At 64.3% G+C, this 21,946-nt stretch carries 26 protein-coding genes; 13 read left to right on the forward strand and 13 right to left on the reverse strand.

From position 1 onward, the window contains the following. The 5 genes from J1C56_RS25040 to J1C56_RS25060 form a co-directional block, all read right to left on the reverse strand. Positions 1–121 (reverse strand): hypothetical protein (locus tag J1C56_RS25040; RefSeq protein WP_214392927.1); only part of this gene is annotated, 121 nt, incomplete at its 3' end. Positions 122–185: 64 nt separating this feature from the next. Next, a complete protein-coding gene (gene exoK, locus J1C56_RS25045; protein ID WP_246591931.1) occupies positions 186–1,007 on the reverse strand; it encodes an endo-1,3-1,4-beta-glycanase ExoK in 822 nt (273 codons plus the stop codon). Positions 1,008–1,122: 115 nt separating this feature from the next. Beyond that, positions 1,123–1,524: a hypothetical protein gene (locus J1C56_RS25050; protein ID WP_214392728.1), complete on the reverse strand. Its 402-nt coding sequence runs from the start codon at positions 1,522–1,524 to the stop codon at positions 1,123–1,125. A 139-nt stretch (positions 1,525–1,663) separates the two neighbouring features. After that, a complete protein-coding gene (locus J1C56_RS25055; protein WP_214392729.1) occupies positions 1,664–2,680 on the reverse strand; it encodes a glycosyltransferase family 2 protein in 1,017 nt (338 codons plus the stop codon). A gap of 302 nt (positions 2,681–2,982) precedes the next feature. Further along, complete coding sequence (locus J1C56_RS25060; RefSeq protein WP_214392730.1) at positions 2,983–3,249, reverse strand: exopolysaccharide production repressor exox; 267 nt, start codon at positions 3,247–3,249, stop codon at positions 2,983–2,985. Between the two features lie 613 nt (positions 3,250–3,862). Here J1C56_RS25060 and J1C56_RS25065 point away from each other — a divergent pair. From J1C56_RS25065 to J1C56_RS25095, 7 genes are all read left to right on the forward strand, one after another. Then, positions 3,863–4,537 (forward strand): sugar transferase, encoded by a 675-nt coding sequence (locus tag J1C56_RS25065; protein WP_214392731.1) that lies wholly within the window; start codon positions 3,863–3,865, stop codon positions 4,535–4,537. A 90-nt stretch (positions 4,538–4,627) separates the two neighbouring features. Beyond that, complete coding sequence (locus tag J1C56_RS25070; RefSeq protein WP_214392732.1) at positions 4,628–5,878, forward strand: polysaccharide biosynthesis/export family protein; 1,251 nt, start codon at positions 4,628–4,630, stop codon at positions 5,876–5,878. Positions 5,879–5,896: 18 nt separating this feature from the next. Next, on the forward strand, positions 5,897–7,192 hold the full coding sequence (locus J1C56_RS25075) for an O-antigen ligase family protein (RefSeq protein ID WP_214392733.1): 1,296 nt from the start codon (positions 5,897–5,899) through the stop codon (positions 7,190–7,192). Positions 7,193–7,258: 66 nt separating this feature from the next. Continuing rightward, positions 7,259–7,465 carry a hypothetical protein gene (locus J1C56_RS25080; RefSeq protein ID WP_214392734.1) on the forward strand — a complete coding sequence of 69 codons (207 nt, stop codon included), beginning with the start codon at positions 7,259–7,261 and terminating at the stop codon, positions 7,463–7,465. 342 nt (positions 7,466–7,807) lie between these two features. Continuing rightward, entirely contained in the window at positions 7,808–8,239 is a 432-nt protein-coding gene (locus tag J1C56_RS25085) for a hypothetical protein (RefSeq protein ID WP_214392735.1), read from the forward strand. Positions 8,240–8,430: 191 nt separating this feature from the next. Continuing rightward, the gene (locus J1C56_RS25090) at positions 8,431–9,672 is read left to right on the forward strand and encodes an MFS transporter (RefSeq protein WP_214392736.1); all 1,242 of its coding nucleotides are present in this window, start codon (positions 8,431–8,433) and stop codon (positions 9,670–9,672) included. A 150-nt stretch (positions 9,673–9,822) separates the two neighbouring features. Continuing rightward, positions 9,823–10,278: an SgcJ/EcaC family oxidoreductase gene (locus J1C56_RS25095; protein ID WP_214392737.1), complete on the forward strand. Its 456-nt coding sequence runs from the start codon at positions 9,823–9,825 to the stop codon at positions 10,276–10,278. Positions 10,279–10,281: 3 nt separating this feature from the next. Here the strand turns inward: J1C56_RS25095 and J1C56_RS25100 are convergent, their stop codons facing one another. The 6 genes from J1C56_RS25100 to hemC form a co-directional block, all read right to left on the reverse strand. Continuing rightward, positions 10,282–10,992 carry a glutamine amidotransferase gene (locus tag J1C56_RS25100; protein WP_214392738.1) on the reverse strand — a complete coding sequence of 237 codons (711 nt, stop codon included), beginning with the start codon at positions 10,990–10,992 and terminating at the stop codon, positions 10,282–10,284. Positions 10,993–10,999: 7 nt separating this feature from the next. Then, entirely contained in the window at positions 11,000–11,479 is a 480-nt protein-coding gene (locus tag J1C56_RS25105) for a tellurite resistance TerB family protein (protein WP_214392739.1), read from the reverse strand. A gap of 47 nt (positions 11,480–11,526) precedes the next feature. Continuing rightward, the gene (locus J1C56_RS25110; protein WP_214392740.1) at positions 11,527–13,098 is read right to left on the reverse strand and encodes a heme biosynthesis protein HemY; all 1,572 of its coding nucleotides are present in this window, start codon (positions 13,096–13,098) and stop codon (positions 11,527–11,529) included. Positions 13,099–13,108: 10 nt separating this feature from the next. Next, positions 13,109–14,491: a COG4223 family protein gene (locus J1C56_RS25115; RefSeq protein WP_214392741.1), complete on the reverse strand. Its 1,383-nt coding sequence runs from the start codon at positions 14,489–14,491 to the stop codon at positions 13,109–13,111. Positions 14,492–14,613: 122 nt separating this feature from the next. Then, the gene (locus J1C56_RS25120; protein WP_214392742.1) at positions 14,614–15,330 is read right to left on the reverse strand and encodes a uroporphyrinogen-III synthase; all 717 of its coding nucleotides are present in this window, start codon (positions 15,328–15,330) and stop codon (positions 14,614–14,616) included. After that, positions 15,331–16,260: a hydroxymethylbilane synthase gene (gene hemC / locus J1C56_RS25125; protein ID WP_214392743.1), complete on the reverse strand. Its 930-nt coding sequence runs from the start codon at positions 16,258–16,260 to the stop codon at positions 15,331–15,333. Between the two features lie 98 nt (positions 16,261–16,358). Here hemC and tsaD point away from each other — a divergent pair, with 98 nt between their 5' ends. From tsaD to J1C56_RS25150, 5 genes are read left to right on the forward strand one after another with little or no spacing between them, the layout of a single operon-like run. Continuing rightward, complete coding sequence (gene tsaD / locus J1C56_RS25130) at positions 16,359–17,444, forward strand: tRNA (adenosine(37)-N6)-threonylcarbamoyltransferase complex transferase subunit TsaD (protein WP_214392928.1); 1,086 nt, start codon at positions 16,359–16,361, stop codon at positions 17,442–17,444. Then, positions 17,441–18,424 (forward strand): NAD(P)H-dependent glycerol-3-phosphate dehydrogenase, encoded by a 984-nt coding sequence (locus tag J1C56_RS25135; protein ID WP_214392744.1) that lies wholly within the window; start codon positions 17,441–17,443, stop codon positions 18,422–18,424. Before tsaD ends, J1C56_RS25135 begins: the two co-directional genes overlap by 4 nt. A 22-nt stretch (positions 18,425–18,446) precedes the next feature. Then, positions 18,447–18,743, forward strand: coding sequence for a YciI-like protein (locus J1C56_RS25140; RefSeq protein ID WP_214392745.1), 297 nt, complete (start codon positions 18,447–18,449; stop codon positions 18,741–18,743). 23 nt (positions 18,744–18,766) lie between these two features. Continuing rightward, positions 18,767–19,201: an EVE domain-containing protein gene (locus tag J1C56_RS25145; protein WP_214392746.1), complete on the forward strand. Its 435-nt coding sequence runs from the start codon at positions 18,767–18,769 to the stop codon at positions 19,199–19,201. Continuing rightward, a complete protein-coding gene (locus J1C56_RS25150; protein ID WP_214392747.1) occupies positions 19,156–19,869 on the forward strand; it encodes a class I SAM-dependent methyltransferase in 714 nt (237 codons plus the stop codon). Before J1C56_RS25145 ends, J1C56_RS25150 begins: the two co-directional genes overlap by 46 nt. Positions 19,870–19,880: 11 nt before the next feature. Here the strand turns inward: J1C56_RS25150 and gcvA are convergent, their stop codons facing one another. Beyond that, the gene (gene gcvA / locus J1C56_RS25155; protein ID WP_214392748.1) at positions 19,881–20,837 is read right to left on the reverse strand and encodes a transcriptional regulator GcvA; all 957 of its coding nucleotides are present in this window, start codon (positions 20,835–20,837) and stop codon (positions 19,881–19,883) included. A gap of 134 nt (positions 20,838–20,971) precedes the next feature. Here gcvA and J1C56_RS25160 point away from each other — a divergent pair, with 134 nt between their 5' ends. Beyond that, entirely contained in the window at positions 20,972–21,220 is a 249-nt protein-coding gene (locus tag J1C56_RS25160; RefSeq protein ID WP_214392749.1) for a hypothetical protein, read from the forward strand. A gap of 93 nt (positions 21,221–21,313) precedes the next feature. Here the strand turns inward: J1C56_RS25160 and J1C56_RS25165 are convergent, their stop codons facing one another. Then, a complete protein-coding gene (locus tag J1C56_RS25165; RefSeq protein WP_246591950.1) occupies positions 21,314–21,781 on the reverse strand; it encodes a L,D-transpeptidase family protein in 468 nt (155 codons plus the stop codon). Between the last annotated feature and the right edge of the window lie 165 nt (positions 21,782–21,946).

A 21,946-nucleotide genomic window follows, 5' to 3' on the forward strand; every position in this document is an offset into this window, starting at 1 on the left:
GGTTCAAGCGCTCGACCTTGGCCGCATCGACATCGACGCAGACAACGTCATGCCCGACCTCGGCCAACACCGCTGCCTGAACCAGGCCAACATAGCCAATGCCAAAAACTGTCAGATTCATCCGGTCAATTCCTGCTTCTTGATGATGTTGAAACGCGAGCGAAACGCGCGTTGGAGGCTGCCGGTCATTTCAGCGTGCAAGCGACCGAGCGCTCGAACTGGCAGGGCTCGCCGAGTGCCGTGTAAGCCACCCTGTCGACCGCCATGGTCACGGCTTCAGTGGGTTCGGTAAACCGCCCCATCCATTCGCTGAGCGTGCCGGTGCCCCACAGGCTGAAGAATATCTTCTGCGGGTTGCTGGGCAGTTGCGAGGGTTCGGTCACCTCATGTACGAGCTGGCCGTTGACGTACCAGCGCAGCCGTTCCTTCTCCCAGACGAAGGCGTAGTCGTTGAAGCCCTTGTCGGCGCCGCCGGGAACGTCGACGAGTTTCTCGTCGTTGGATTTGCCGCCGACATAGGCGTTGACCTGCACCTTCGAGGGATCCTTGGTCAGCACCTCGAAGTCGATTTCGTCATGCGGCTTTTTGTGGACCGGGCCGATATAGGTGAAGAAGGCCGCGTTCAGGCCCGAGCCGGTGCCGGTCTTCATCCGCGCCTCGTAGGTGCCGTAGCCGAAGCGCTCCTTGGTCTGCACTTCGCCGCAGGAATAGTCGCGGTTTTTCAACGGCTTCTTGTCGAAACTCAGCACCAGGTTGCCATCGGCGACCTTGACCTGTTCCTTCGACCAGGTGCAGTTCTGGTGCTTGCCGTTGTCCCAGCCATCGGAGACAAACCAGCGCGAACCGCTCAGTTTGTCGAATGTCTCCACGAAGGACTTGCCGGTGGCATCCTGCGCCAGCGCACCGCCCGAGGCAGCGAGCAGGCCGGCGAGTGCGGCCGCCAGGCGCAACGCCTTCGAGCGGCAGCGGCCATCGCCGGCTGCGTGATGTGTGACGTTTGCGTTCATAGCCAAGTCATCCTTGTGCCTTCGCGCCTCCCGCCCGAGAACCGCATTGCAACAGCCGGCCAGGGTCAGCCCCAGCCGGATAAAACCTCCCATCCTCCCAAGAAAAGCTGACCCGTCAGAGCCGGCGCCGAACCTCCTCCAGCGCCCCGGATGCCGATGATTCCTCGACGGTCTCGCGACCTTCATCGACAAACGTGTCCAGCACATGACGAAGCTCGGCAACGAACTCGGTCTGACGCCCCAAGGCCTCGATGCGGCGCAGGCAGGTCTTGAGCGTTTCCGTCAGCTGGTCCATTTCGGTTGCCCGCCGCTGCGAGACTTCGGAATTGTCCATCGCCTCGACGAGGAAGGCCGCATTGGCCGAGACCGCCTCGTAGCGCTTGCGGATGCCGGTTCTTTCCGCCGCGATCTCGGACGACAGCTGGTCGAGTGACCGCGCCAATTGATCGAAGCGGACCTTGTCCGTCGCCCGGTCTCGGTCGGGGCTGCGCGTGCGGAAAGCGAAGATTGATGCCATGTGGTGCTACTCCGCCTTTGCTGCCGGGCGGTCATCTTCAATCGCTGGGCCGGAGCACGGTAGAGCAGGCAAAGGGCCCGAGGCGAGAATGTGCGTCATTGCGTGCGTGCTCCGTGGCTCGTTGCTCTTGGGGCGTTCATCATGCGCTTCCGCCTGCGGATGCGGTGCCTGGCATCAGGTAGCGTGTGCTCGGCTCGCAGCCTTTCGGCGCCGACGAAAGCGCCAGGCGAAGAGGCTCGAGTTTGTCGAGTGTCACCCCTTTCGCCACGGCCCCTAGGTTGGCCGGCGAGGCGAAGGCAAAGGCCATGGCGCTGGAAAGCCCGTTGGCGGCCTTGAGATCCAGGAAATGCCGCAGGCGATACTTGTCGCGCACGTGGCGTTCATGGCGGCGCAGGATGGGCCGGTGGGCGGTCGCCAGCCCCGCCTGGGCCAGCAGGCGAAGATCGGCATCGGCCAGTCGCCGCAAATCCTCCGTGCGATGCTGGCCGCTGAGCGAGTTGGGCCGGACGATGGCGCAGTAGCCGCAGGAGCGGATCAGCTTGAAGCGCGCGCCCTTGAGCATCGCCTCGGCATAAAGCGCATAGTCTTCGCCAAGCCGCAGCTGCTCGTCATAATGCAAGCCGTGTGCTTCGAGCATCGCCCGCCGCATCACCGGCTTGAGGAAGCCGAGCTCGCCGCGCCTGGCGCCTCGGCTGGAAATGTTGCCTGCGATGAACTGGGTCACATCGAGATGAGTAGGATCGGCGTCGAAATGGGCAACGCGGCCCGACAGCACGTCGCGCACCGATGCGTGTTCGACGAAGACGATGTTGTCGGCGACGAGTTCCCAGTCATCGCTCGCAACGAGGCGCGCAAACCTTCCCGGCAGGAAAAAATCGTCGGCATCGAGGATACTGATCAGCGGCGCCCTGGACTGGCGAATCGCCATGTTGCGGGCAAATGAGGGTCCCCGGTTGACGTCCAGCCGCAGCACCAGAAGCCTGCCGCTGCCATCGTCGGTAGCTCGTGCCATGGCTTCGGTCGCATCGGTCGAGGCATCGTCCACGACCACGATTTCGCTCACTTCGGGCTCCAGCAGCGCCGAGGTGATGGCCGTCGTGATCGTTTCCGCCGCGTTGCGCGCAGCGATGATGACACAGACGTTGGTTCCGCTCACGTCGGTTGCCTTTCCGTCATAGCCCGCCGACGCAAGAGCTATATTGCACCTGCTAACAAGGGAACCCCAACTTTTGTTACGACGATTCACGGTTGGGCCTGGACTGGTTTGCCGTCGACAGCATCCGGATGCGGCTTTCCAAGGGGTGCGGGCGCGTTGCGTCGATCACGCCGGTCGCCTCGACAAACATCGGCGACGGCGATGCTGTATCAGGTAAAGCAGGTGCCGCGGGGGTCCGGACCGTCAGGAAAGACAGGGCGATTCTGCCCGGACATACCGTCCGCGGCCATGCCTTGGCGACCTTAGTGCGCGCTGCCTTTCGGGGTCAGATCCTTGGCTGGAACGGTGGCAGTGCCGTCAGCCGCGGTCGCCTTGCCGGTTTCGGCCGGTTTCGGCGCGGCGCGCAGCACCATTGCCAGCACGACAAGGAAGTATCCGACCTGAAGAACGACGGCGCAGATCAGCACGCGCAGCAAGATCGTGCCCCAGCCGGCAGCATCCAGATAGGACCACAGCGCCACGACCGCGATGACCATTGCCATGCCGAACACGAACTTGGGTAAAGTCATGTCAGCTGATCGTCAGGCCGGAGGCATCGGCACTGATTTCGTCGCCATGTTGCTTGCAACTCCCCTTGCCCTGAAAGCTTCCGCCCACGTCCGTTCCTTCGTTTTGTTTTGATACCGTCGCGGCCCCAGCCGGTCGGCCCGAAGAACGTCATTCCACTATATTGGCCCGCCCAACTGTCAGCAAGCGGAGCCTCTTGGAAGGCGAGTCTAGATGCCGAAGATGAATGCTGCATTGCACCGTCAGACAATGCCCCAAGTCGAAACCATTTTTTGCTTAGATGGCGTTATTTCAGGACATTTTGGCAACGACCGGCTATTCAAGCAATATGTTCGTATCTTGCGACGCACATTGCTCACTTATCGGCAGAACGTCGAAGATATAATCTAAGGCATTTGCGCTTGATTGACGTCACCCATTCTGCCTACCCATTAATCCATTGGACATAAAACTGTCGCATTGAAATCTTTTTGTGCACGGCATGCATGGTTCTTGGACATCTACTGGCAGGAATATTTCAGGCGTCAAAAAAACGTGTGTTGCAGCGCAGCATACCAGCCGTATCCTGACACGGGGCGATTCTGGGGCGATTTATCGACCAATTGGAGTTGCAGCATGAGGGATCTAGCCAAGTCGGGCAGCTTGGAGTTTCCACACTTGGCCGCCGATCTTCCTCCGCTCGGTGGCGTGGCCAAGCGCGGATTCGACATCGTCGGTGCAGGTCTCGGGATTATCGCGCTGAGCCCGCTGTTCCTGCTCATCGCCCTTCTGGTGAAGGTCTCCGATGGCGGTTCGGTGTTCTACGGCCATCGTCGCATCGGCCGTGGCGGCCGTATCTTCCAGTGCCTGAAGTTCCGCACGATGGTTCCGGACGGCGATGCGGCTCTCGCCGCACACTTTCGCGACGATCCGGAAGCCAGGGCCGAATGGGAAGCGACACGCAAGCTCAAGGATGACCCGCGTGTCACCCGTGTCGGCTCCGTGCTGCGCAAGCTCAGCCTCGACGAGCTGCCGCAGATCGTCAACATTCTGTTGGGCGACATGAGCATCGTCGGCCCGCGTCCGGTGGTGCGCGACGAGCTCGAATATTACGGCAAGGCTGTCGTCTTCTACCTCAAGTCGCGGCCCGGCCTCACCGGGCTTTGGCAGGTCAGCGGACGGAACGACGTGTCCTACGACAGCCGTGTGGCGTTCGACCGGCACTATGTCGAGAACTGGTCGCTGGTCGAGGACATCCGCATCATCCTGAAGACGGTTCCGGCCGTCTGCATGTCGCGCGGCAGCTACTGAGCCAGCCGCAATCGAGGCTGCGCCCGGCTGGCGCGCCGCCTCTCGTGCCCGCGGCGTCCAACGACCGCGGCAAAGGAACGGACGACAACGTTGAACCCACATCCTGGCTTCCATCGCCATGCAAGACGCCTGCTCGGTGTGAGCGGCGCGCTTTGTCTTACCCTCGCCTTTTCGGCATCGACGGTTTTCGCCGACGACTACCATCTCGGCACCCAGGACAAGCTGACCATCCGCGTCGTCGAATGGCAGACGGTCGAGGGCGCCTTTCGCGATTGGTCGTCGGTAAGCGGCGACTACACGATCGGGCCGTCGGGCAATCTGTCCCTGCCCTTCGTTGGCGAGACGCCTGCCGCGGGCAAGACGACCGCCGAGATCGCCGAAAAGATCGGCAAGACGTTGCAGGACAAGTTCGGCCTTTCCGACCGGCCGGAGGCTTCGGTCGAGGTGGCGCAGTACCGCCCCTTCTACATCTCCGGCGACATCCAGGCGCCGGGCCAGTATGCCTATGCCCCTGAACTGACGGTGCTCAAGGCCATCAGCATCGCCGGCGGCATGCGCCGCGGCGCGGACGGCGCCCGCACCGAACGCGAGCTGATCACCGCCGAAGGCAGCCATGCCGTCCTGTCCGACGAACAGCTTCGGCTGATGGTAACCCAGATCCGGATTGAGGCCGAGCTTGCCGGCAAGACCGAGATCGCGGCACCCAAGGCGATCGCCGAGCTGCCTGCGGTGCCCGCCATGATCGCCAACGAAACCGCCATCATGGCTTCGCGCCAGAAGAAGCTCACCTTGAGGCTGCAGGCCCTCGACAACCTCAAGGGTCTTCTCGAACGCGAGATCGTGTCGTTGGGCCAGAAATCCGAGACGCAGAAGCGTCAGATCGAACTTGCAAGGAAGGAACTCAGCGGCATCGGCACGCTGGCCCAGAAGGGCCTCGTGGTGAACACACGCGTACTGTCGGCTGAGCGCTCGATCGCCGAGATGGAGGGCAAGATACTCGATCTCGAGACGGCCATGCTGCGCGCCAAGCAGGACATCAGCAAGGCTGAGCAGGAGGCGATCGACCTCAAGAACGACGCCGAATCCGAACTGGCGGTCGAGCGGCAGAAGATCGTCGCCGAGCTCAATGCGGTGACGCTGAAGCTTGGAACGCAAAAGGGGCTCATCGCAGAAGCCGGAGGCACGGCCCCCGCGATTGCCGGCAGCCAGGCGATCTCCTATGTACTCGTCCGCAAGAGCGGCGACGGCAAAGCCAAGGACATGGCGGCCTCCGAGGACACGCCCGTCCTGCCCGGCGACGTGCTCAAGGTCGAGCGGTCGGGCGCCCCGCTCATGCAGTAGCGGGCGGCGGGCCGGAAGATGCGGATCAGAAGATCGTCGCTGGTCGATCCCGACTGCAACACGCTTTACGGCGCGTTCGCTGTCGCCGTGTCCTTCGCTGTCTTTGCCTATTCGTTCCGGATCGGCCAGGTGGCGATCCTGGCCTATTATGCGGTCTGGCTGCCGTTGATCCTCGTCGACTACCGCTTCACGCTCGGCCGCCTTGCCAGCTCGCCGCAGTTGCTCGCCTTCGCGCTGCTGGCGTGCCTGTCCTACTTCTGGTCCGACGCGCCTGACGTGACCATTCGGGCCGCAATGCAGTATCTGTCGCATGTGACCTGCGCCGTGATCGCTGCCCGGGTGATCAATGCGCGCACCCTGTCGATCGGCGCCATGACGGGCATCGCGTTCATCCTCGCCTATTCGATTCTTGTCGGCGGCTATGTCTACGACGCGCTCGACGGCACCTACAGTTTCGTCGGCGCTTTCGGCTCCAAGAACCAGCTCGGCTTCTACGCGTCGCTGGGCGTGCTCTTCGGCTGCTACTTCGCGCTGTTTCTGACACGCGGACGCATCGCCCGGCTTCTCGCTCTCGGCGTGGTCCTGCTCTCGGCAGCGTCGCTGGTCATGTCACAATCGGCGACCTCGATGCTCGCCACGCCAGCGGCCGTCGCATTGGTGATCGCGATCGCCGGACTGGAAGCGTTTTCGCCTGCTCATCGCAAGATCTTCTTCGTCGCGGGCACCATGCTTGCCGCAACGGCGGTGCTGGCCGCACTGAATGTCGGTGCCGTCGACATGGTGCTTGGCGCATTCGGCAAGGATTCGACACTGACCGGCCGCACCTATCTCTGGCAGCAGGGCATCGACGCATCCGTCAACACGCCGTTGCTCGGGGTCGGCTACGCCGCCTATTGGGTGCAGGGTTTTTCCGAGGCTGAAAGGCTGTGGAACGAGTTCTACATCGCATCGCGAACGGGCTTCCATTTCCACAACACCTACATCGAAGCGCTGGTGGAACTTGGCTATGTCGGCGCCGCCATGATCGTTCTGCCGCTGCTCGCCATCCTCAGGCTCTGCATCCTGCGCCTCCTCAATGAGGGCGACTGGACCGAGGCCCTGCTTCAGACGGGATTGCTCGCCCTGCTGATCATCCGCTCCTTCTTCGAGGTCGACATCCTCCAGCCCTACGTGATCGGCTCGTTCCTGCTCTATTATTGCTGGGCGCGCGCCAAGGAACCGGTGGTACGACGAAGGTCCAGATCGGCATCAGACTGGCGCCAGCATGCCACGACGACATCATCGAACAACGCTGTTTTAAGCATCCAGCGATAACGAAGCCGCCAGCATCAGGCTGCCCTGAAACCGGCATCAGCCCTCTGCCAATTCCTGAGCGACGTCATGGAACTGTCCGTCGTCTTGGGAATTGATTCAGCGAACATCGCTGGAGCCGACACAATGCCGACGCCACTACAGCCACAGCGCCCCAGGAAGGGCGAGCAGCGGACAGAGTTGTATTTTGTCGCGGCCACGATGGCGGCGATGGCAACAACGATGCTTCACACCAATGCGACCGCCTTCATCCTGGTTCTGCATCTGTTGCAGTGATTGGTGTGCCGGTTGGCCGGCATCCGGCCGCCGCGATTCGCAGCAGACACCGTTGGGCGGACCACCGCAGGTCATGCCCCTATCTCGGGAGTCACCGATGGATTGGACAGACTGGTTTTATCTCGCCCTGGTGTTTGGAGCATCGAGCGCGGTGATCTGGATGATGGGCGCATGATTCGACTTCGGCTTCGCCAGGCATCGTCCCGCCGAACGCAGTGCGAAGCTCGCCTGTTGGACCACAACGGAAGCAGGACTTTTGCCCACACCCGCATTTGGAACGGAACCGAAGCCGGTTCGGTCGATTAGTCATATGCGCGGGGACCAAAATTCGAGAGGAAGAAGATGAGACATTCACTCGCATTCGCGATCCTGCTTGCAACTGCGATGGCGGCTGCGCCCGCAGTCGCCGAAGACGCCGCAAAGGCGGCAGCGCAGGTGGACACCTCCACCACGGCCAGCACCGGTGCCAAGGCCGACCTCGGTACCGTCATGTCGGCCATCGAGGCCAGCAGGAGCACCGCTACGGCCATCCAGGCGATGACGTCGGTCCGCAGTGTCCAGATCGTCAAGGTCTCCGAGATTGCCACGGGCGACGACAAGCAGGCGCTGGACAGTGCGGTCAGCGACAATCAGTCTGACATCACCGGCGTGCAGGCAGCGATCATGGCCAACGCCACGCTGAAAAAGCAGCTGGACGCCGAAACGGTCGACACTTCGTCTATCGTTGCCGCTGCCATCAATGCCGACGGCTCCGTTACGGTCTTCGTCAGGTAGGAAGCCTTGCCAGGACCGCGCAGCATGGCCCGGGGGCTGAAAGCGCCGGGCCATGCTGGCCACTCCGGCCGAAAAACTTTGATCCAGCCGCACAAAACCAACCACGGAGCCACAAACTGCGCTATGCCAGCGCCGGTCGGTCGATCCAACACTGGTGGCCGGCGCTGCAACAGGTGCATTCTCCCGTCCCGATGACATCCCAGCCCGTCACAGCACCCGAGCAGCGCTTCGCCGCCTTTCGCCATGGCGCTTTCGCGCGTTTCTGGATCGCCCGCTTCCTCGCCACCTTCTCGACCCAGATCATCTCGGTCGGCGTCGGCTGGCAGGTCTATGACCTGACGCGCAATCCTTTCGACCTCGGCCTTGTCGGCGTCATCCAGTTCGCACCCGCCTTGCTCCTGGTCCTGGTCACCGGGGTCGTTGCCGACCGCTTCGGCCGAAGGCTGATCATGGGGCTCGCGGCGCTCGTCGAGACCGCCTGTGCCGCGGCCATGCTGGCACTGACTTTCCACGGCATGGCCAGTCCCTTGCCAATCTTCATCGTGCTTGGCGTCTTCGGCATCGCGCGCGCTTTTTTTGGCCCGGCCTCGGCCTCGCTTGTCGCCAATCTCGTGCCCGCAGAAGATTTTGCCAACGCCGTCGCCTGGAACTCCTCGGCCTGGCAAACCGCCACCATCGTCGGCCCGGTCGCCGGCGGCCTGCTCTATGGCGTCTCGCCCGAAGCCGCATACGGCGCCGCCACCGTGCTGATGCTCGCCTCGGCGGTACTGATCTTTTCGATCCCCAGGCCCAACCAGCGCAGCGAGACCAACAAACCCTCGGTCGAGACGCTGTTCGCCGGCTTCCGCTACATCTGGGGCGAAAAGATCGTGCTCGGCGCCATCTCGCTCGACCTGTTCGCCGTGCTTTTGTCGGGCGCCGTCGCCTTGCTGCCGGTCTATGCCCGCGACATCCTCGAGCTTGGGCCATGGGGCCTCGGCCTGCTCCGCTCGGCCCCCGGGGTCGGTGCACTCGCCGTCGCGGTCTGGCTCGCCGGCCATCCGATCCGCGACCATGCCGGCCTGGTCATGTTCGTTTTCGTCGCTTTGTTCGGCGTCTTCACCACGATATTCGGCTTCTCGACAATTCCGTGGCTGTCGATCGTTGCCCTCGCCTTCATCGGCGCCACCGACATGGTCAGCGTCTATATCAGGGAGACGCTGATCCAGCTGTGGACGCCCGACCATGTCCGCGGCCGCGTCAATGCCGTCAACGGCGTCTTTGTCGGCGCCTCGAACGAGCTTGGCGAATTCCGCGCCGGCACCATGGCCGCCCTCATCGGCACGGCGCCCGCGGTGGTATTCGGCGGAATTGGTGCCATTGCCGTCGCCGGCATCTGGGCCTGGACGTTTCCTGCCCTGCGCAAGGTCAGGCGCCTCGACGGGCGCGTCTGAACTTTCCAGCCTTGGATGCTTTGCCGGCGTTGCAAACATCACAACGTATTCATACATTCTTCTACATCGATTGGGGGATTGCGATGCTTGCTCCGCCAGATCGCGGCAAAGACGAACACTGTGCGAGCATCAGAATAGCGCGGAATGACCATGGCTAACGCGAATGAAAACGACCTCGCCTTGATCAACAAGCTGATCTCCGAGGTCGAGCGATCGCAGAACGAGCGCTCCGCCGAGGATTTCCTCGCCTTGTTCCGGCCCGACGCCATCTGGGTCACGGCCTTCGGCCGGCGCTTTTCCAGCAAGGCCGAGATCGCCGACTTCACCCGCAAGGTGCTGACACCGGATCTTGGCGACCAGTACGCCCGCTACGATGTCGCCCATGTCACGATGCTGAGCCCCGAGGTCGCGGCGGTGAATGTCCGCCAGCGCCCGATCCACAAGGATGGCAGCCCGATCGAAGGCGAACTGGAAGGTTCGCCGCTCTACGTGCTTGTCAAGGAGAACGGCCACTGGATGATCGGCGCCGGCCAGAACACCAAGGTGCAGACGGTGGCGATTGACACGCAGCAAGGCGAAATCGACGCCCGCGATGGCAAGAAATAGAACTCAGCCCTGTGCCGGCTCGCCGAAGATTTTTATGAGGAATTCGTCGAGCCAGCGCTTGAGGTGCATGTCCCAGATCAGCCGGCCGCCGAGGTGGTCGCGGCCGGGCTGGGCGCCGGGCAACACGAAACGCTCGGCCCCGCGCACCACCCAGCGCTGCATCATCACCCGCGTCAGCTCGGCGTGGAACTGGATGCCCCAGGCATTGTCGCCATAGCGGAACGCCTGGTTGGGATAGGTGTCGGACGATGCCAGAAGCACCGCATCGCCAGGCAGTGAAAACCCCTCGCGGTGGAACTGGTAGACCATTTCGGGCCAGTGCATCAGCTTGCGGCCCTCTTCGGTCGCCTTGATCGGATACCAGCCGATCTCGACAAGCCCCTCGCCATGGCCCTCGACCTTGCCGCCGAGATGGTTGACCAGCATCTGGGCACCGAGGCAGATGCCGAGAAACGGCCTGTTTTCCCTGAGCGGTACCGCCAGCCAGTCGGTCTCGCGGCGGACGAACTCGTCGTGGTCGTTGGCGCTCATCGGCCCGCCGAACACCACGGCACCGGCATGTCCGTCGAGTGTTTCGGGCAGATGATCGCCAAGCGGTGGCCGGCGGATGTCGAGATCGAAGCCGTTTTCGATCAGCACATGGCCGACGCGGCCGGCACTCGAATGCTCCTGATGCAGTATCACCAGGATCTTTGGTCGCGCCCCGCCCGGCATCGGCCGCCTACTCGTCCGTTTCGGGTCCGACGAAGCGCTGCGCCTTCTGCGCCGCCTTGCGCTTGGCCTCGACGCGGTCGCGGCTTTCGACGCCGATCAGCTCGGCGATGCGCCAGATGGTGTTGTCTTCCATCTCGTGCAGCTCGCCATCGGCGTAGACGATCTCCCACATCATGCCGATGAAGTCCTTGCGCGCCTGATCGTCGAGGCTGCGCTTCAGCACGCTGGTGAAGGCGTAGAGATCGACCGCCTCGTTGTCGGCCTGCTCGCCGGCCTTGATCAGCCTATCGAGTTCCGCGCCCGAAATGCCGTAGCTCTGGCTCAGCAGCTGCTTGACCCGCTCCCACTCGACGTCCTGCCGGTCGCCGTCGGCGTCCATGACATGGTACATCAGCGCCGCTGCCGCGACGCGCGGATCGTCCTCGCGGCTGGCCTTGGACCCTGCCGCCGGCAGGTCCTTCAGAAACGAAATCATGCGTTCGAACATCGTCGAATCCTGTTTGAACCAAGCCTAGACTTAGGGTCGGCGGGAAATCAAAACAAACGGAACCGTTTCTGGGCGTTTTCCCGCTCTACTTCGGGATCGACGCCCGGATCGTCGGGCAGGCGGATCGGCTCCGCCTTGTCGTCGTCGACAAGGGCTTCGATCCCGTCGGGCGCGGGCGGCACTGCCTTCGACGGCTCGACTGCCTTTTCCGGTTCGGCATCGCTTTCGACGATCACGTCGACGATGTCGTCGCCAGCCGGCTGTGCGGCGGCAATGCTCGGGATCGACACGCGTTCGACGGGCTCCTCATCCTGCTCGATCAGATGTCCGAGCCGCTCCTCCGGCGCCTTCCACTCGAAGGCGTCGAGCCTGCCGGTGACCGGCGAAAACGGTGCCCAGCGCTCGGAGATCACGCCATCCGCCACCCAGGCCGGGTCGCGCGGCGCGCGCACGGCACGCGACAGCCACTGCCGCACCTTGCCCTGGTCGCCGCTCTGCGCTTCCTCGATGTCGGCGAGCAGAAGGTAAGCGCCTTCGCGCGGCTGCATCCGCGCCGCTGCCTCGGCCTCGGAACGCGCCAGCTTGTAGTCCTGCGCCTCCAGCGCGGCGCGCGCCACGGCGAGCGAGGATTCGGGATGGTTCTGCTTCAGCGACTGCAGCTTCTTTGCCCGCGCCAGCCGGTCGAGCACGGCATCGCCGGGACGGCCATGGACGTAGAGCTCGGCGATGTCGGGCAGCGGCTCGGCCTTCCACGCCGTTTCCAGCACCTTGGAGCCCTTGCGCACGTCGTTCTGGCGCAACAGCGCCTTGGCGGCAGCGAGCGCCGCCGGCCCGAACTCCGGCCGCAGCCGGGCGGCTTCCAGCGCCGCCGTCCGCGCCGCGTTGAAGTCGCTTTCAAACAGCGAGATCGCCTTGGCGGTCAACAGCACCGAGCGCTTGTTGTTGGCCACGTCGCGCTCGATCTGGCGCGTCGACTTCTGCGCATCGATGAGCGCCAGCGCACCATCCCAGTCGCCGCGCTCGGACTTTTCCTCGAGCGTCGAATCGGCGGCCCAACCGAGCTGCGGCGCAAGCCCGGCAGCGCGGCCGGCATAGTGGCGCGCCGCCGCGCGGTCGCCGAGCCGTTCGGCTTCGAGATAAAGGCCGCGCAGGCCGAGCAGGCGCATTTCGGGATCGTCGAGCATCGCCTCGAACTTCTGCCGCGCGCCGTCATGGTCGCCCTCGAGCAGCGAGGCCTGGGCGTCGAGCAGGTGGATCAGCGGCTCCTGGTCCGAGTTGATCAGCTTGGCGGCTTCCTTGTTCTTCTTGCGCGCAAGCACCGCATCGCCCGCACCGGCGGCGATCATGCCGGTCGACAGCGCCTGGTAGCCGCGGTCGCGCCGGCGGGCACGGAAATGCCGGGCAATGGTGAAAGGGCTGTTCCAAACCGCTTTGGTCAGCCACCAGGTCAGCATTGTCGCCGCAACGATGGCGGTGACCGCCACCGCCGCCACCATCAGGCTGACCTTGTACTGGTAGCCGCTGAAGGTCACGACCATGTCGCCCGGCCGGTCGGCCAGCCAGGCAAAGCCCAGTCCGAGTACAAAAATAAAGGCCAGATAAAACAGGATGCGGATCATCTGGCGTCCCTCATGCCTTCATCGCGCCGGCGACGAGCTTGTCGACCAGCGTTTCGACATCGAGCCGCGCCTTGAGCTTGGTTATGAAGTCGGCGCCAGCGGCCTTGGCCGTATCGGGCAGCGTGTCGTATTCGGCCAGCGCCTTGGCGAAATCGCCCTGGGTGACCGCCACTTCCATGCGCGCCACCGTCTCCGGCACGCCAGTGCCTTCGACGGCGCCGATCGGGCGCACCTGCACCAGCTGCTCGGCGCTCGAAACCAGGCGTTCGAGGATGCCGGCATCCTCGCTGACCGGCTTGGCCGCCGCGATCATCGCATTCGCTGCCGCATCGGTTTCCGCAATGATGTCGGCGCGCGTCGCCACGCCCTTTTCGGCATGCGCCCTGAGTGCCGCCAGTTCCGGCGCCTCGGGTGAAATGGCGGCGAAGGTTTCGAGCTCGGCGCCAAAGCCCGCGCCGCGGTCGACAGCCGCCTTGAGCGCCGAGGCGGCGATCGCCAGCGCGATCTTGGGTTGCGACGCCTGCGCCTCGACCTTGGAGGTGAGCGCGGAGACAGACTGCTCCAGCGTCGCGATCTTGCCGTCGTCGGCGGTCGCGGCCTCGCCAGCCGACTTCACCGCGGCATCTAGGCCCGCGACGCGTTCGTTCAGCGTTGCGATCTCGCTCGAAGCTCCGCTGTTCTGGCTGAGTGAGGTCACCGCCGTTTCGATCTGCTTGATGCGTCCGTCGAGCCCGGCGAGCACTTCGCTCGATCCGGCCTGGGCCGGTGCCGATTTCAGTGCTTCGATCTCGACCTTCACCTCGTTGACCGCCGATGTCAGGCCCTCGACCTGGCCCTTGAGTTCGCTGCCGCCACTGGCGGCAGCGCCGAGATCGGCAAGCTGCGACTTCAGCGAGGCGATTTCGGCTTGCGTTTGCTCGTCGCCCGCGGTCCCGGCGGCACCGCCCGCCGAGCCCAACACGCCGGCATATTGCAGCCCGCCCGCGACCAGCAGCGCGATCAACCCGCCAGCCAGCCCCGGCAGCAAGCCGGACGTCGACTGGCGTGCCGGTGCGGTGGAAGTTGGCGCTGCGGAAGCCGCGCTTGCGGCACCCGAACCGGCATTCGAGGAGGCCGTACTTGTCGATGCTTCGGCCTTGGGCTTTTCGGCCGCCTTTTCATTGTCGAAGCTGTAGTCGTAGGAGGCGTAGCCGCTTTCGGCCTTGGCCGCTGTCTCCGCCGAACGGGTCTCTGCCGCCGCCATGGCCTCGTCGCCTGTCGTCGCCGAAACCGCCTCGGCCTCAGCTTCAGGCTTGCCCGGTTCTTCGACGCGCGACACGGCACCGGGCTCCAGCTCGATCGTCACCGGCTCGCGATGCGTCTTTGAATGGCGCGTCTTCGGCGTCTTGACCATGCTTGGGGCTCCGCGATTTCGTTGGCGTAGATCCCGCGACAGATGCGGGGTTCGAAGATCAAAATCAGTAACACCCACCGTCCCGCGAAAAAAGGCCGGTTGATGGCAAGTAGCTGTTCCCCTCAGTCCGGATCGCCGAGAAGGGCAAGCAGCGCGTCCTCGTTGGGGTCGGGAGCGACCTCGACCCTCAACCCGTCGACCATGGATGCGGCGATGCGCCCCGACAGGCAAAAACACGTCGCTTCCCGCATCAGGAAATCCGCCTCGGCCTGCATTTGCATGAGCGAACCGAAGGCAGCGGCGGCACGTGCCGAATAAACGAGCACGGCATCGATTGGTTGCCCGCCAAGCTGCTGGCGCACAAAGGAAGGAGCCGGATTGAGCGCGACCGTGTCATAGGTTTCGATCGGCACCACCCGCAAGCCATTGACGCCAAGGCGGCGTTCGAACTCCGGCATCCGCACCCGCCCACAGAGATAAGCGAGCGTCGCCTTGCCGAGTTCGATGGATATCATGTCGGCAAGGGCGGCAGCATCGCCAGGACCTTCGCTGACGGAGAAGAAGCCGGCTTTGCGGGCGCTTTCAGCTGTGCGCGCACCGACCGCATGGCAGGGCAGGCTTCGCAGCCGTTCGATCAGCCCGCTTGGGGCGTGCCGCAGCGCATTGGCGCTTGTCACCGCAATGGCAGTCGCATCGGCTGGAACGCTGTCGCGTGCCACCGGCAAAGCACGCGTTTCGGACAGCGGCAGCAGTACCGGTTCGAAGCCAAGCGCTTCAAGGCGCCGCGCGGTGCGGGTGGCGCCGGGTTCCGGCCTCGTCACCAGCACCCGCTGTGCCATCTAGCTCCATCCCTCGAAGAACGTCGTGCCGGCCCGTGCCCGCACCTCATCGCCGGCATTCCGGCCGATGTCGGCGGCATCCGCCACCCGACCCTCGGCCTTGGCCTCGTGCCACAGCGTACCATCTGGCGTCAGGATAAGCCCGGAGAAAGACAGCCTGTCACCATCGATCTCGGCATATCCGGCGATCGGCGTCCGGCACGAACCGTCGAGCGCCGCGAGAAACGCCCGTTCGCAGGCCAATGCCTGGCCGGTCGGCCTGTGGTCGATGGCGGCCAGCATAGCGGTGACAGCAGTGTCTCCGATGCGGCTTTCGATGCAGATCGCGCCTTGCCCTGGCGCCGGCGGAAACACATCGAGCGGCATCAGGTCGGTGATGACATTCTCAAGCCCAAGCCGCCGCAGTCCGGCATTGGCGAGGATCGTACCTTGCGCCACGCCCTCGTCGAGCTTCCTCAGGCGCGTCTGCACATTGCCGCGAAACATCACCACGTCAAGATCGGGGCGCATACGCCGGATCAGTGCCTGCCGCCTGAGGGAAGACGACCCGACAACGGCGCCTTGCGGCAGCTCCGATATGCTGGGTGCAGCTCGGCCGATGAACGCATCCCTTGGGTCCTCGCGTGGCAGAAACGCCGACAGTTCGAGCCCGTCGGGCAGTTGCGTCGGCATGTCCTTGGACGAATGCACGGCGATATCAATCTCGCCGGCATACATCGCCTCTTCCAGTTCCTTGGTGAACAGCCCCTTGCCGCCGGCCATCGATAGCGGCCGGTCCTGGATGCGGTCGCCGCTGGTCGAAATCGCCACGATCTCGAACGCCTCTTCCGGCAGGCCATGCGCCGCCATCAGCCGCGCACGCGTCTCGTGCGCCTGGGCGAGCGCCAGCAGGCTGCCGCGGGTTCCGATTCTCAAGGCTCTAGTTTGCATAGCGCTTGGTCCGTGATAACCCCGCGCTGGCGGGGCGGTCCCGTACCTCCTATCTAGGAAATTACCACCGGGCAATCATGCAGGGTAGCGACCAATTGATCCGTGTTCTTGGCATCGAGACAAGCTGCGACGAAACCGCGGCCAGCGTCGTTGCGCTTGAACCCGGCCAGGCCCCGCGTATCCTGTCGAGCACCGTGTTCAGCCAGATCGAGGAGCATGCGGCCTTCGGCGGCGTCGTTCCGGAGATCGCCGCGCGTGCCCATGTCGAGGCGCTCGACGGCATCGTCGAGGCAGCACTAGAGGATTCCGGCGTTGGCTTTGAAGACATCGATGCCATCGCTGCCACCGCCGGTCCCGGCCTCGTCGGCGGGCTGATCGTCGGGCTGATGACGGCCAAGGCGATCGCCGCGTCAGTGGGCAAGCCGCTGATCGCCATCAACCATCTTGAAGGCCATGCGCTGACGGCGCGGCTGACCGACAACCTGGCGTTTCCTTATCTGTTGCTGCTGGTTTCAGGCGGCCACACCCAGATCGTGCTGGTGCGCGGCGTCGGCGACTACCAGCGCTGGGCCACCACCATCGACGACGCGCTTGGCGAAGCCTTCGACAAGACCGCCAAGATGCTCGCCCTGCCCTATCCCGGCGGCCCCAATGTCGAAAAGGCGGCCCAGTCGGGCGATGCCACCCGTTTTGTCTTTCCCCGCCCGATGAAGGGTTCGGCCCAGCCCGATTTCTCCTTCTCCGGCCTCAAGACCTCGGTGCGCCAGGCGGCCACCGCCGTGGCCCCGTTGAGCGACCAGGATGTCGCCGACATCTGCGCCTCGTTCCAGGCGGCGGTCGCCGATACGCTCGGTGACCGCGTCAAGCGCGCGCTGGCCCGTTTCCGCGACGAGTTCCCCGACTGTGAAACGCCAGCGCTGGTTGTTGCCGGCGGCGTCGCCGCCAACAAACAGATCCGCGCCTTGCTCGAAAAGCTGTGCGCCAAAAATGGCTTCGCCTTCATCGCACCGCCCATGGCGCTGTGCACCGACAATGCCGCGATGATCGCCTGGGCCGGCATCGAGCGGCTGCGCGCCGGCCTTGTCGAGCCCGATGCATTCGATTTCGTGCCGCGATCGCGCTGGCCGCTGGACAGCGTCTCAGCCCCGATCGTCGGCTCCGGCAGGCGGGGAGCCAAGGCATGAGCGCATACAAGGTCACCGTTCTCGGCGGCGGCGCCTGGGGCACGGCCCTGGCGCTTGCGATGCTGCGCGCCGGCCATGCCGTCACGCTGTGGGCCCGCGACAGCGAGAGCGTCGACGCTATCCGTGCCGGCACCAACCCGCGCTATCTCCCCGGCATCACCTTCGAAACCGGCATTGCCGCCACCACCGACCTTGCCCAGGCACTTGCCGGCACCGATTGCGTGCTGGTCGTCACCCCGGCGCAGGCGCTGCGCAGCGTGCTGACCGACGTCAAGCCGCATATCGCGGAGCACGTTCCACTTGTGCTCTGCGCCAAGGGCATCGAGCGTGACACCGGCAGGCTTCTGTCCGATATCTCCAGCGCCATCCTGCCCGACAATCCGGTGGCCGCACTGTCCGGACCGAGCTTCGCCACCGACGTTTCTCGTGGCCTGCCCACTGCCGTCGTCGTCGCATCCGAGGACGAGGCGCTGGCCTCCGCGCTTGCGACGCGCTTCTCCGCCGCCAACCTGCGCTGCTATTCCAGCGACGATCTCATCGGCGTCGAAATCGGCGGCGCGCTGAAGAACGTCTTCGCCATCGCCGCCGGTGCCGTCACCGGTGCCGGCCTCGGCGCATCGGCCCAGGCAGCGCTTGTCACGCGCGGCTTCGTCGAGTTGCGCCGCATAGGCGCTGCCTTCGGCGCCCGGCCGGAAACGCTGATGGGCCTGTCCGGCCTCGGCGACCTGATGCTCACCTGCTCGTCGGTACAGTCGCGCAACTTCGCCTATGGCGTGGCACTCGGCAAAGGCGAGGAACTCGCCGGACGCCCGCTCGCTGAAGGTGTCGCCACGTCCTACATCGCCGCCCGCCTGACCCGCGAGCGCGGCATAGAGGCGCCGATCATCGAGGCCGTCGCGGCCCTGCTCGACAACGCCATCACCATCAACGAGGCCGTCGCCGGGCTGATGACCCGTCCGCTGCGCGCCGAGGCCGACTGAAGCCAAAGAGGATACGCAAAAGATGCTTTTCGCACTGATCTGCAAGGACAAGCCGAACCATCTCCAGGTCCGCCTCGACGCGCGACCCGATCACGTCGCCTTCCTCAACGAGCTGAACGCCAAGGGCGCGCTGAAATTCGCCGGCCCCTTCCTCGACGCAGACGGCAAGCCGGATGGCTCGCTAGTCGTCATCGAAGCGGCTGATGCCGCTGCAGCCCAAGGGCTCGCCGCCACCGATCCCTACGCCAAGGCCGGCCTATTCGAGAGTGTCGACATCCGGCCGTGGAACTGGGTGTTCAACAATCCGGCCAGCGCCTGAACCGCCAGCCTAGAGGGGACGACATGAGCGAAAAGAATTACTGGCTGTTCAAATCCGAGCCGTTCAAATTCTCCTTCGAGATGCTGAAGGCCAAGGGCAAGGACGGCACGCAGTGGGACGGCGTGCGCAACTACCTCGCCCGCAACAACATGCGCGCCATGCAGATCGGCGACTTGGGCTTTTTCTACCACTCCAATGAAGGGCTCGAGGTCGTCGGCATCGCCGAGGTCTGCGCGCTCGCCCACCACGACACCACCACCGAAGACCCGCGCTGGGAATGCGTCGACATCCGCTACCACAGCCCGGTCCCCAAGCCGGTCACCCTTGCCGACGTCAAGGCCAACCCGAAGCTCGAAAAGATGGCGCTGGTCACCTCGATGCGCCTGTCCGTCCAGCCGGTGACCCCTGACGAATGGCAGGAAGTCTGCCGCATGGCAGGACTCCCCAAGGCGCCGTGACGACAGGTTCCGCGACAAGACTGACGCCCGAGCGCGCGGAAACCTTCATCCGCGCCAACACAACGCTGATGCGCCCGCCGCATGTGCCCGAGGTGGCGCTCCATCTCGCCGACGAAGCGCATGATCTTTGGCACCGCACCGAGGAGCAGCTCGCCGAGATCGGCCTGCCGCCGCCCTTCTGGGCCTTTGCCTGGGCCGGCGGCCAGGGCTTGGCTCGCTATGTGCTCGACAATCCCGAAACTGTTACCGGCCAGCGCGTGCTCGACTTCGCCTCCGGCTCCGGCCTTGTCGCCATATCAGCGATGCAGGCGGGCGCTGCTGCAGTCGTGGGCGCCGACATCGACCCGTTCTGCGAGGCGGCGATCCGCCTCAACGCCGCCGCCAATGCCGTAGATGTCGATTTCACCGGCACCGACCAGGTCGGGCGCGATGACGGCTGGGACGTCGTGCTCGCCGGCGACGTCTTCTACGAAAAACCCTTTGCCGAGAGGCTCGTGCCCTGGTTCGAGGCGCTCAGGGCACGCGGCGCCGACGTGCTCGTCGGCGACCCCGGCCGCTCCTACCTGCCCAAGGAACGGCTTGAGAAACTCGCCACCTACGAGGTGCCGGTCACTCGCGCGCTCGAAGACGCCGAGGTCAAGCGAACCACGGTCTGGCGCTTCGCCTGACCGGCGCTTGCCTATGACGGCTTGAAATCATCCCAGCTTCGCCGGGTCGGATCGGCCTGCGGGTTGTGGACTTCGTTCAGCAGCCAGTCCTTGAAGGCCACGACCCGTGCATCGTTGGCAGATGCGATCGGATAGACCAGGTGGTAGGCGAATTCGCGCGCCACCTTGATGCCCAGCTCGAACGGCCGCACCAGCCGCCCCTCGGACAGGTCGTTGGCCACCATGGCGAAGTCGGCTAGCGCCACCGCGCTGCCGTCGAGCGCCGCTTGCACCGCGTCCGATGAGGTGGTGAACACCACGGAGCGGCTGTCGTCGAAATCGTCGACGCCAGCGGCTGCCATCCACATGCGCCAGTTCGGCCACGTCACGCCTTGCTGCGACCATTCGATATGCACCAGCGTGTGGCGGAACAGGTCGCGTGGCACGCGCAGCGGCGGGCCAGATGCCAGCAGCGCCGGGCTGCACACCGGAATGATGATGTTGTCGAACAGCCTGTCGGCGACGAGCCCCGGATACTTGCCCGTGCCGAAGCGGATGCCGACATCGACGTCGTCGAGGTCGAAATCGCGCACCTCGTAGCTGATGTCGAACCTGAGATCGATGTCGGGATGCAGCTTGCGGAAAGCGTCGATGCGTCGCATCAGCCACTTGGCCGCGAATTGCGCGTCGAGCGTCACCTTGAGCAAGGCCGTCCCGCGCGTCAGCTTGCGCGCCTTGGAAACAGCACGGTTGAGCAGGTCGAGTGCATCGACGGATGCATCCACCAATGCCGCGCCTGCTTCGGTCAGCCGGATGCTGCGGCTGGTGCGGGTGAACAGAACCACGCCCAACTGCTCTTCGATTTCCTTGATCTGGTGGCTGACCGCAGCCGGTGTCAGGCCGAGCTCGTCGGCGGCGCGGGTGAAATTCAGGTGCCGGCCGGCAGCCTCCAGCGTCCGCAGTGCACGTGTTCCGGGTACGAAGCGCATCGCGTGATCTTCAAATTTGGTTTGATGATCGAGAAAGAACTACTCGTTTCTCTTTTGTCTTTCAAAGACGCATCATGAGCCCAGTTCAATCAATGTCAAACCGGATTTGATGTCCGGACGAAACGGAAACTGCCATGTCTACCGATGTCCTGAAAGCCACCTTTGTCCAGCCGGCACGGCTGCAGCCGGTTTTCGATTGGTTTCGCCAGATGAGGGCAGCGCTCAACGTGCCGACGCAGGATGCAGCCGAGCTATCCGAACACTATCGCCGCGACACCGGCATCGCCAGCAAGGATATCGCCAAGGCTGTCGACGCCGATCTCGGACGCCTCGGCCTTCTCGATATCGGCTGGCAGCAGCCGCGCCGGCGGAACCATCGCTGAACCCCATCTCCCAAGCTCACTCTGGGAGCACGCTCGGCCCGAGGATCATGTCTCCCGATCTTCGGGCCGCTTTCTTTTCGGCGCGGCGACGCGCTAGCGCACCACCTTCAAAACAGTGCGCCGCGACAGCTGCGGCAACAGCCGCGCCATCACGCGCGCCGTCACTGCCACGCAGCCTTGTGTCGGGGTAAAACCCGGCCGCGCCAGGTGGAAGAAGATCGCGCTGCCGCGCCCGCGCCGCCTGGGCCGGATGTTCCAGTCGAGCACCAGGCAAGCGTCATAGAGCCGGTCGTCACGCTTCATGCGCTCGTGGCTGGCGCCGTAAGGGATTTTCACCGGCCTGTTGTAGTTGCGATCGTCTGGCACCTCGCACCAGCCGAGATCGGCGCCGATCGGGCGCATCGGCAAGCGGCTTTGCCCAACCACGAACTGGTCGCGCCGGAAATAGCCCGACAAAATACGCATCGCCGCCAGCGGCGTGCCGCCGTCGCCTTCGCGCTTGTTTGCGGTGATGCCGCCTCGCCCGAGCGCGCATGGGCACACCGTGCCCCCTATTTGCAGCAACCCCTTGCTCCGGTCACCGGGCTTGGCCCGCACGACGATTGTCGAAATGCCATTTCGCAAAAATGCACCCGCCCCAATTACGCCTTTGATTTTTCTTGTATGATCGCCTTGCGGAACAAATCACTACCGCTGAAAGTTGTGGCGATCAGCTTCCGCATTCGA

This window comes from Aminobacter anthyllidis, assembly GCF_018555685.1.
Lineage (GTDB): Bacteria > Pseudomonadota > Alphaproteobacteria > Rhizobiales > Rhizobiaceae > Aminobacter > Aminobacter anthyllidis.